This window comes from Variovorax sp. CCNWLW235, assembly GCF_037204085.1.
Taxonomy (GTDB): Bacteria; Pseudomonadota; Gammaproteobacteria; order Burkholderiales; family Burkholderiaceae_C; genus Variovorax.
This window is the reverse complement of record NZ_JBBCBW010000047.1, coordinates 1-1,542: the sequence shown is the minus strand read 5'-3', so window position 1 is coordinate 1,542 and position 1,542 is coordinate 1. Positions and strand designations below refer to the sequence as shown.

The window sequence follows — 1,542 nt, the reverse complement described above, 5'->3', positions numbered from 1 at the left end:
GTTGACGATGCGAGAGCACGTGGCAAGCCTGCAAGCTCACCTCACGCAGTCTTCATTGCCGCAACTGCTTCAGATGGCATCAACCACTTCGCCATTCGCCTGAGGTTCTGGGCTGTGGCAGCCATCAAGAACTCGTCCCGCGCACCACTGAGCCCGCGAAGCCGGAGGCGATCCAGCTTCATGATGCGCTTGAGATGGGCGAACAGCATCTCCACCTTTTTGCGCTCCCTGCGCGATTGGCTGTACTGCGGTGTCTTCGCGATGGATCGCGCCACCTCGCGGGCACCCTCATGGATGCTGCGGGCGATCTTCCGGAACGGCGTGCTCGGGCAGCAGCGATCCTTCATTCCACAGTCGACGCAGTCTGCCTGGCTCGCCCGATAGATCACGGTGTCGGCCTTGGTGATGCGGGTGCGCGGCGTCGTGAACTGCCGCCGGTCGTTGCGCAACGACCGGCCTTCAGGGCAAACATATTCATTGCGCTCGGGTTGCCACTGGAACTCGCCGATCGACAGACTCCCGTCCTTGCGAACCGTCCTGTCCCACACAGGCACGTGAGGTTCGATCTGTTTGTCTTCGACCATCCAGCCCAGCAGTGGGGCGGTGCCATAGGCGGTGTCACCGACGAGTCGCCGCGGCCTGATGTCGAAGCGCTTCTCGACACGCTCAATCATCGTCCGGGTGGAGTCGACCTCCGGCGTGCGGTGCGCCGGCGTGGCCTCCACGTCCATGATGATTCCCGCCGACAGATCGATAAGGTAGTTGGTTGAGTAGGCGTAGAACGCCGGACCACCTGGTGCTGCGGTCCACTGCGCAGACGGGTCGGTCGGGGAGATGTTGCGCGAAGCAGCTGCTGTGTCGTGTACATCTTCAAGTGCATCCTCGGCCACCGGGTTGTTGGCATCGAGAGCGTCCAGGTACTCGCGCACCGCGCGTTTGCACTGGGTGCCCTGGCGCCATTGGGCGACGTCGGAAGCTGCAACGTTGCGCGCGCGGTTGGCGTCGGCCTTGATGATGCTGGCATCGACGGCGAATCCTTCGCCTTGAACTAGGCCTTCGGTCATGCAACGGCGCAGCACTGTCTCGAAGACGAAGCGCAACGCGTCGCTCTGGCGGAAGCGGCCGTGGCGGTTCTTGGAGAAGGTCGAGTGATCGGGCACTCTGTCCTCCAGGCCGAGGCGACAGAACCAACGATAGGCCAGATTGAGATGGACTTCCTCGCACAGTCGGCGCTCAGAGCGGATGCCCAGGCAGTAGCCGATGACCAGCATGCGGATCATGAGTTCGGGATCGATCGAGGGCCGGCCAGTGTGGCTGTAGAACGCAGCCAGATGTTGGCGCAATTCGCTGAGATCGAGGAAACGGTCAACGCCCCGCAGCAGGTGATCGTGTGGGACGTGGTCTTCGAGGTTGAATGCGTAGAACAACTGGTCTTGAACAATGCTCCGACCCATCATGATGCGTACCTCCATCGATGATGAAGGGCATGCAAACTGCGAGCCAGTTCCTAGAATTCAGCGGAGTTTTTCAACACAATCGGCC

General features: G+C 61.4%; 1 protein-coding gene. It reads right to left on the bottom strand.

Features of this window, described 5'->3' with window-relative positions; translation table 11 throughout:
* Positions 1-41 precede the first annotated feature (41 nt).
* On the bottom strand, positions 42-1,457 hold the full coding sequence (locus V9L21_RS26345) for an IS1182 family transposase (protein ID WP_337315721.1): 1,416 nt from the start codon (positions 1,455-1,457) through the stop codon (positions 42-44).
* Positions 1,458-1,542 lie beyond the last annotated feature (85 nt).